Raw genomic sequence first — 7,467 nt, 5'->3', positions numbered from 1 at the left:
GTCCTTTGTGGACCAAACTGGCAGTGTGAGGGTCAGGGGTTCGAGTCCCCTCAGCTCCACAAGTTGTAGAACCCGTCTGATCTAGCGGTTACCGCTGGTCAGGCGGGTTCTTTGCGTTTCACCGGTGATCACCTCTTGATCGTCTTGTGCTGCTCTGGTGGAGAGGTTCTGGAGCGGCTTTCTCCAGGAAGATCGGTTCCTGCGGCGGTGGCCTGCGGGGATGCGGTGTCCCTCTTACCGACGGGGTGGTGCCAGTGGGTGTGCTTTGACGGCTGAGTCAGGTTTTGTGGCTGTGCCGCAGTCCGTGGAACGTGAGGCCCGGCAGGATGGGAACGGTGCGGGCGCGTGTGCGTGGCCTGTCCTCGTTGCCGTTGACGGCTGGTTTGAGGATCCGTTGAGTAAAGGTGCTGCGCCACAACCAGGTTCCACCGTCCGCTGTGAACACGAACTCGTTGCCGTGCCGCTGGAGGTGGTCGCGCAGAATCTTGATCAGAAATGGCGGACCAGCGGCTCCGCGGACGATTTCCAGGTGAAGATCACGGAGTTGCGCTGTCAGATCGACAGCTTCGCTGCTCGTGGGAGACGAACGGTGAACAGCGCCCCGCCCGGCGACTCGGCGGTCACGCTGCCGCCGTGGGCCTCGACGAGGTGCCGCACGATGGGCAGACCGAGTCCGCTGCCGCCAGTGTGCCGTGCCCGCGATCGATCCGCTCGCCAGAACCGGTCGAAGACGTGCGGCAGGTCGCCAGGGTCGATACCGGGGCCGGTGTCGCGCACCGTGATCACCGCTTCGCCGCCCTCGACGATCGCGGTCACCGTCACCTCGCCGGTGATGGGAGTGTGCCGCAGCGCGTTCGACACCAGGTTGCCGAGAGCCTGCCTCAGGCGTGCCGCGTCGGCGACGATCACCGGATCACCTGCCGTCGTGCCGGTCAGCCGGGCTGTTCCCACTCCGCGGTGGGTGGTGACGACCTGGTCGACGATGTCGGAGAGGCGCAGCGGTTCGGGATTCAGGCTTAGCTGTCCGGCGTCGGCGGCAGCGAGGTCCTGCAGGTCGCTGACGATCCGTTGGAGCAGCAGCGTTTCGTCCAGCACGACCGAGGCGAGCCCGCGGTCCAGCGGTAACAGGCCGTCCTCCACCGCTTCCAGGCGGCCGCGGATGGTGTTGAGCGGGTTGCGCAGCTCGTGGGCGATGTCGCCGACCATCCGGCGGCGCTGCTCGTCGAGCTCCTGGCGGCGATCCTGCAGTGAGTTGAACGCCTGCGCCAGATACCCGATCTCGTCACGCGTGCTCACCGGAGCGCGCTCGTCCCGGACGGCCGCCGCGGTCAGTCCGCGCAGTGGCAGGGAGAGCCGGGACGACACGAAGATCATCGCGAGCATCGCGACCGCGACCACCGCCAGCACGACCAGTGCGATCCGCACCCAGCCGTCCCGGTTCAGGGCGAGTTCGTTGCCGTGCGCGGTAGCCGGATCCAGGACGAACAGCAGCGCGGGCGGCGCGACGAACGCCGCCAGTTGCTGACGTCGTGCCGAGTCCACACAGGACCGGCTGGCCAGGGTGTCGTTTCCGGACGTGGGCGTGAGGTCGAGGCCGACCGCGGCCGGGGGCAGGCCCTGGCGTTGCAGGCAGGCGTGGAGCAGGTCGTTCAGCTGGGCGAGGGCGGCCTTCTCGGTGGTGGTCGGAGCCTGGAGTTCCTCCAGTCCACACTTGAACAGCCTGACCTGGTTGTCGAAGCCGGTGGCGGCGGTGATCCTGACGCGGCCGGTCGGCAGCTCCCGCACCTGGTAGCGCACGCCATCGCCATGCAGGCAGAACGTCACTTTCGCGGCCAGCGTCTGCTGCCGGACCCGTTCCTCAGCGGTGAGCTGAAACGGTCCTGTCGCACGGGGATCGACGCGGTCCGGCCCGATGTCGGGCACCAGCTCCGAGTCGACCTTCAAGGGGTCGATCACCGCGCTGGCCTCGGCCGGCAGTGACAGCGGCTCCTTCCCGCCGGAGTCCACGAGCGGCTGTCTGTCCATTGTGGTCACCAAGACCCGGCGTCCTGATCGGGCGGACGCGACCCTCACCTGTTCGGCGGCATCGGACCAGCGCGGGTTCCCGGCGGCGAAGCCGAGCAGGTCGTTGTAGACGGTGGCCGCCCTCGACAGCGCCGCTCCCCGTTCCTGCTGGATCTCCTGTGTCGTCGTGGTGACCGCGAGCCAGGCGGTGGCGGCGATCGACCCGATCGCGATGAGCACCGAGATGGCCGTCAGCCGCACCACCAGCGTGCGGCGCAGCGGGATCCTAGGAGCCATCGGTCAGCTTGTAGCCGACGCCGAACACGGTCACCAGCCGGGCCGGCCTGCTCGGATCGCGCTCGATCTTCTTGCGCAGGTTGAGCACGTGCGCGTCGATGATCCGCGGCGTCACGTACGCGTCGGTACCCCTGGTCAGCTCGAGCAGCTGCTGCCGTGTGAACACCCGGTCCGGCTGCCGCACCATGATCTCCAGCAGCTGGAACTCGCCGTACGTGCACTCGACGGAGATGCCGTCGATCGTGATCTGGTGCCGTACCGGGTCGACGACGAGGTCACCCAGCCGATGTGCCTGCGCTCGGTCCGCGAGTTCCCTCGGTCTCGCGCGGCGCAGCAGCGTGCGCACGCGGGCGGTGAGCTCGCGGGGACTGTAGGGCTTGGTCAGGTAGTCGTCGGCACCGAAGTCGAGTCCCCGCACCAGGTCGTACTCCGACGAGCGGGCGGTGAGGACGAGGATCGGCACCTCGGATTCCGCGCGTAACGCACGACAGACGTCGAGACCGTCCATCCCCGGCAGCATCACGTCGAGCACGAGCAGGTCCGGCTGCTGTTCACGGGCCCGTGTCAGTGCGATCGCGCCGTCGTGCACCACCGTGACGGAATGGCCTTCCGCCGTGAGGTAGATCCCGATCACCTGCGCCTGGTTCGGGTCGTCCTCGGCGACCAGCACGTGAGCGCACATGCCGCCACTCTATGAGCAGGCACATCAGGTCAGACACCACCGGCACCTCACTCTGACAAGATCCTCACATCCGCTGGCCAGGCTTTCCGACATGACCAGCTTTTCCCGACGTGCGGTGCTGGGCGCCGCGGTGCTGACGATCGTGCTCACGGGATGTGCCCAGAAAGCGCCCGAAACGCCGTCCGTCGCCGAACTCCCCGACAAACCTGCTTCCTCCTCGGCACCCTCGAGCGCGACCCCGGCCAAGGGCCCGGACAAGCATCCGCAGCAAACGCTGGACACCACGGACACCGAGTGGTGGGGCTGGTGGAACACGTGGGGCAAATGTCTGGCCGCCAAAGGGGTGCCGACCTACTCGAAGCGCAACGACCAGGGTGAGGTCACCTTCCCGACCCAGGAGGCAAACGGCGGCAAGGAGACCACCTACAAGGACGCGTTCGCCCAGTGCGACGTCCTGCGGCCTCTGCCGAACCCCTTGCTGTCCCCCGACACCAACCCCCGCTACCTGGACCAGTACCGCGTCGAGATCAAGTGCCTGAACGACAACGGCCTGAAGGTCACCCCGTTGCCCAACGGCGGCGGCTACAACTACGACGGCACACCGACCATGTCCCAGGACCAGCAGACCAAGGTCGAGTTCGAGTGCCGCAAGAAGGCCTACGGTGCGTCGTAGAACGATGGTGTTCGCGGCGCTGGCGGTGATCGCCGTGGCGTCGGCGACGTGGTACGTCTGGCCTGCCCGTTCCGCCGCACCGGCCCCTCAGACGACCGGCGCGGAAACGCGATCCACCACCACGGTCACCAAAACGACGTTGACCACGTCCGACACGGTCGGTGGCATGCTCGGCTACGGCAGGCTGCGCACCCTCAAGACCGCCAAGCCCGGCCTGGTCACCTGGCTGCCCCAGCCGGGAGCGGTGGTGTCCCAGGGCGAGCGGCTGTTCTCGGTCGACGACAAGCCGATCACCCTCATGTACGGCGGCACGCCGTTGTACCGCAAGCTCGACTCGATCGGCATGATCGGGGGCGACGTCACCGTGGTCGCGGACAACCTGAAGGCGCTGGGGTACCGCCTCGACGCGCCGAAGTCCGGGGTGAAGAAGGAGACCGCGCTCACCCAGTCCCTGGTGGACGCGATCAAGCGCTATCAGAAGACGATCGGCGTCGAGCCCAGCGGAGTGCTCGACGTCGGTGACGCGGTCGTCCTCGACGGACCGGTCAGGGTAGGTGCCGTGCAGGCCCAGCTCGGCGACAGCGCCTCCACCCCGCTGATGACGGTCAGCGGCACGGCCAAGGCGGTGACCGTGGAGCTGGACGCCGCCGCGGCCACCCGCGTCAAGACCGGTGACGCGGTGACCATCACGCTCGCCGACGGCACCACCACACCGGGCAAGGTCAGCTCGGTCACGGCGCCCGAGCAGGCCGCGGGCACCGACAGTTCGACGCCGACCAAGATGAGCGTGCTCATCGGTTTCGACGAGCCTCCAGCCAACGGGACAGCCGACTCTGGCCGGGTCCAGGTCATGTTCACCGCGCAGACCAAGGCCGACGTACTGGCCGTTCCCGTCGGCGCGCTGCTCGCGGTCAAACAGGGCGGCTACGCGTTGCAGCTGCCCGACGGCCGGCTCCTCCCGGTGACCACCGGGCTGTTCGCCAAGGGCATGGTCGAGGTCAGCGGCCCGGACGTGACCGAAGGCCTGAAGGTCGTGGTCGCGTCATGACCCCCGTTCTCGCGGTGCGGGGCGTGGGCAAGACCTACCCCGGCGGTGTCGTCGCGCTCGACGACGTCACCCTGAGCATCCACGCGGGAGAGTTGCTCGCGATCGTCGGGCCGTCCGGCTCCGGCAAGTCCACGCTGCTCACCGTCATGGGCACGCTCGACCGGCCGTCGTCAGGCAGCGTCGAGATCAACGGCCGTGACGTGGCGGCGCTGCCCGATGCCGAACTCTCCGCGGTGCGCGGGCGGTTCATCGGATTCGTCTTCCAGCACTTCCACCTGATCGAGGGCCTGTCCGCGACGGCCAACGTGATCATCGGCCTGCTCTACAGCGGTGTGCCGAGGCGGCGTCGCCGGGAGCTCGCGCTGGCGGCGCTGGACCGCGTCGGCCTCACGCACCGCGCCGGGCACCTGCCGAGTCAGCTCTCCGGTGGTGAACGTCAGCGCGTCGCGGTGGCGCGGGCGTTGGTCAAGGAACCCGCTCTGCTGCTCGCCGACGAACCAACCGGCGCGCTCGACACCGCGACCGGGACCGCCCTGATCGACCTCCTGGCGACGCTCAACGCCGAGGGCACCACCATCGCGGTGATCACCCACGACCGGGACATCGCCGCGCGACTGCCGCGCCGGGTCGAACTCCGCGACGGCAGACTTGTAGCCGACTCGGAGCGTGCAAATGCGTGATCTCATCGCCGCCGGACTGATCGGCCTGCGGGCGCGCAAGGCCCGTGCTGCCCTGTCCGCGCTCGGCATCTCGATCGGCATCGCCACCCTCGTGCTCGTCACCGGCATCCCCGCGTCCAGCCAGCGTGCTTTGCTGGACGAACTGTCCGCCCTCGGCACCAACGTTCTCGCGGTGTCGTCTCCCGGCAAGATCGAACCGCCCGTGCCGCTGCCGGTCGAGTCGCCGGCGATGGTGCGGCGGATCGCCCCGGTGACCGAGGCGAGTTCGGTGGGCAAGACGACCGCGCAGGTCACCCGCTCGGACCGGTCGGACCCGTCCGAGGTGTCGGGGGTGAGCGTGCAGGCCGCCGAACTCGGCCTGCTCCCCGCCGTCAACGGCCGGATGCAGGCGGGCCGCTTCCTGGACGAGGCAACGCAGTCGTTCCCGACCGCCGTACTCGGCGCGGTGGCGGCCACCCGGCTCGGCGTGGGGCCGGAGGGAGCGCCGCAGATCTACGTCGGCGGCACCTGGTTCACGGTGATCGGTGTGCTCGCACCCATGCCGCTGTACCCGGAGCTGGAACGGTCGGTGCTGGTCGGCTGGCCGGCCGCGCAGCGCTATCTCGGGTTCGGCGGCCATCCCAGCATGATCTACCTCCGTGCCACCGAGTCGGCGGTCGAGGACGTCCGCGCCGTGCTGCCCGCCACGGTCAACCCGGCCCGGCCGGACGCCGTGCAGGTCACCAAGCCATCGGACGCGCTGGCGGCCAAACGCGTCACCCAGACCGCGCTGTCCGGCCTGTTCCTGGGCCTGGCAGGGGTGGCGTTGCTGGTGGGCGGGATCGGGGTCGCCAACACCATGGTCATCTCGGTGCTCGAACGCCGCCGCGAGATCGGCCTGCGCCGTGCCCTGGGCGCGCGCCGCGGCCAGATCCTCGGCCAGTTCCTCACGGAGTCGGTTGCGCTGTCAGGGCTCGGCGGCCTGCTCGGCACCCTGCTCGGATCGGTCGCAGTAGCCGGTTACGCCACCCGGCAGCACTGGCCCGTCGTCCTGGAGCCGGGACTCCTCGCCGCAGGCTGCGCCGGGGCGTTGCTGATCGGAGTGGTTGCTGGGCTCTACCCGTCGATGCGGGCGGCCGGGGTGATGCCGACCGAAGCCCTCGCCACCTGAGAAGGTCACCAACCGACGATCCCCCAACCAGACGAGTAGCCGCAGCACCAACGCCGCACGATCAGCCCAATCATCCGACTGCGGACGAGCTCGGACGGCTGGTGGTGGCGTGCCGACCGCCCACGCCATCGCCGCGCCGGAGCGCACAGTCTGACCATAAAGGACAGTCCTCTGGTGTTTGTGCTGGTAGGAGTCCTTTGTGGACCATGGCAGTGCGAGGGTCAGTTATGCGGCAACAGGGCCGGAGAGGCGCCGTGCAGCCGGTTCTGCGGGCTGCGGGTGTGCTTTGACTTGTGTTCTGGCGGCGAGGCTGCTCAGACCGTGAAGTACAGCGGCGTGCTGATGCGCAAGCCTGTGATCGGCGTCCAGAGGTCCGCTGTTCGGCAACAAGACCATCCAGGGCGGACGTATGGGGTTGCTGAACCACAAGAAGATGCCCGTGCGCGTGGGCTGGAACGTAGCCGCTACCAAGCCTCTCCTCGGTTCAAGGGGGCTATCGCTGTCTTCCGAATCGTTGTCGGCCGTGGCAAAAATGCTTGGCACAAGGGTCCGTTCTACGGGCGCGTGAGCATCAGAGGATGGCTGGAGTGAGCGATACCGCTGAAAACGTGTGGACGTCGATGCGCGAGCGCCTCGATGTCGTCATCGACAGCGCGCGTGCTCAAGTCGCCGCAGAAGGACTGCAGCTTCTCGTGCAGGTCGATCCCGCGGAGGAGCCTGGCCCAGCTGCTGTCTGGAACTGGCACCTTACCTGCACCGCGGGAACCGTTGAGGTTGACGTGATCGCGTCGCAGGATCTGACGACGTTCGCGGTCGAGGACGACAGCGGTCGGTTCGAGATCGAGACCGACACAGCCACGTTCCCCGAGGCGCTTGCCCGACGGCTTCTGCGGTAGAGGGTGCTGAGTGTGGTGCGCGTGTCAGTTGTGCTCG

At 68.3% G+C, this 7,467-nt stretch carries 7 protein-coding genes; 5 read left to right on the top strand and 2 right to left on the bottom strand.

The genetic code is table 11. The features are described 5' to 3' along the window. Positions 1-552 precede the first annotated feature (552 nt). On the bottom strand, positions 553-2,301 hold the full coding sequence (locus DI276_RS20470) for a sensor histidine kinase (RefSeq protein ID WP_112265711.1): 1,749 nt from the start codon (positions 2,299-2,301) through the stop codon (positions 553-555). Next, the gene (locus DI276_RS20465; protein ID WP_112265709.1) at positions 2,291-2,983 is read right to left on the bottom strand and encodes a response regulator transcription factor; all 693 of its coding nucleotides are present in this window, start codon (positions 2,981-2,983) and stop codon (positions 2,291-2,293) included. The genes DI276_RS20470 and DI276_RS20465 overlap by 11 nt, the downstream gene beginning before the upstream one ends. A gap of 91 nt (positions 2,984-3,074) precedes the next feature. On the opposite strand from DI276_RS20465, the gene DI276_RS20460 reads away from it, so the two are divergent. The 5 genes from DI276_RS20460 to DI276_RS20440 all read left to right on the top strand — a co-directional run bounded on the left by DI276_RS20460 (position 3,075) and on the right by DI276_RS20440 (position 7,430). Beyond that, positions 3,075-3,656, top strand: coding sequence for a hypothetical protein (locus tag DI276_RS20460; RefSeq protein WP_157984833.1), 582 nt, complete (start codon positions 3,075-3,077; stop codon positions 3,654-3,656). Next, entirely contained in the window at positions 3,646-4,704 is a 1,059-nt protein-coding gene (locus DI276_RS20455; protein WP_157984832.1) for an HlyD family efflux transporter periplasmic adaptor subunit, read from the top strand. Before DI276_RS20460 ends, DI276_RS20455 begins: the two co-directional genes overlap by 11 nt. Further along, complete coding sequence (locus DI276_RS20450) at positions 4,701-5,384, top strand: ABC transporter ATP-binding protein (RefSeq protein WP_112265703.1); 684 nt, start codon at positions 4,701-4,703, stop codon at positions 5,382-5,384. The genes DI276_RS20455 and DI276_RS20450 overlap by 4 nt, the downstream gene beginning before the upstream one ends. Beyond that, positions 5,377-6,534, top strand: coding sequence for an ABC transporter permease (locus DI276_RS20445; RefSeq protein WP_112265701.1), 1,158 nt, complete (start codon positions 5,377-5,379; stop codon positions 6,532-6,534). Before DI276_RS20450 ends, DI276_RS20445 begins: the two co-directional genes overlap by 8 nt. Positions 6,535-7,112: 578 nt before the next feature. Beyond that, the gene (locus DI276_RS20440; RefSeq protein WP_157984831.1) at positions 7,113-7,430 is read left to right on the top strand and encodes a hypothetical protein; all 318 of its coding nucleotides are present in this window, start codon (positions 7,113-7,115) and stop codon (positions 7,428-7,430) included. The last annotated feature ends 37 nt before the right edge of the window (positions 7,431-7,467 follow it).

It is taken from the genome of Lentzea terrae (assembly GCF_003265345.1).
Taxonomy (GTDB): Bacteria; Actinomycetota; Actinomycetes; order Mycobacteriales; family Pseudonocardiaceae; genus Lentzea; species Lentzea terrae.
This window is presented reverse-complemented; position numbering and strand designations above follow the sequence as displayed.

What these genes read in the sequence shown, in the direction of transcription:
- DI276_RS20470 (WP_112265711.1), bottom strand. Translation starts at nt 2,301, where the DNA reads ATGGCTCCTAGGATCCCGCTGCGCCGCACGCTGGTGGTGCGGCTGACG.
- DI276_RS20465 (WP_112265709.1), bottom strand. Translation starts at nt 2,983, where the DNA reads ATGTGCGCTCACGTGCTGGTCGCCGAGGACGACCCGAACCAGGCGCAG.
- DI276_RS20460 (WP_157984833.1), top strand. Translation starts at nt 3,075, where the DNA reads ATGACCAGCTTTTCCCGACGTGCGGTGCTGGGCGCCGCGGTGCTGACG.
- DI276_RS20450 (WP_112265703.1), top strand. Translation starts at nt 4,701, where the DNA reads ATGACCCCCGTTCTCGCGGTGCGGGGCGTGGGCAAGACCTACCCCGGC.
- DI276_RS20445 (WP_112265701.1), top strand. Translation starts at nt 5,377, where the DNA reads ATGCGTGATCTCATCGCCGCCGGACTGATCGGCCTGCGGGCGCGCAAG.
- DI276_RS20440 (WP_157984831.1), top strand. Translation starts at nt 7,113, where the DNA reads ATGGCTGGAGTGAGCGATACCGCTGAAAACGTGTGGACGTCGATGCGC.